The organism is Achromobacter sp. DH1f (assembly GCF_000633435.1).
Classification (GTDB): Bacteria; Pseudomonadota; Gammaproteobacteria; order Burkholderiales; family Burkholderiaceae_B; genus Achromobacter; species Achromobacter deleyi.
The window spans coordinates 1-294 of sequence record NZ_AYMF01000134.1; the positions used below are offsets into that span (position 1 = coordinate 1).

Sequence of the window (294 nt, forward strand, 5' to 3'; positions counted from 1 at the left end):
CGCGGCGGCTGCGGTGTGCAGCGCATCCGTGGCTTGCTGGACGGTGCCGGCAGCCTGCTGGGCGACGCCGCCAGCCGTGGCGGCAGCCTGCTGGGCAGCGGGCGCGGCGGCGGCGGCAGCCGGCGCTGCTGCCGGGCTGGTGGTCGCCTGCGCCACCAGGGTGGCGCTGTGCATTGCGTTGGACATCTCAGTTCCTCATTACGAAATCGAACGGAATTTTTGCTTTGGCGGGGTAGGCCACGCCATTGCGGGTATACGGTTTGAAACGGCCCTTGCGGGCGGCGGCCAGCGCCG

The 294-nt window shown here is 70.7% G+C and carries 1 protein-coding gene and 1 pseudogene; both read right to left on the minus strand.

The genetic code is table 11. The annotated features are described in order from the left end of the window. The coding region (locus tag U858_RS0133425) for a hypothetical protein (RefSeq protein WP_029954825.1) at nucleotides 1–186 on the minus strand (186 nt) is incomplete at its 3' end. 1 nt (nucleotide 187) lies between these two features. Next, nucleotides 188–294: pseudogene (locus tag U858_RS36335) on the minus strand (energy transducer TonB); the annotation flags it as partial.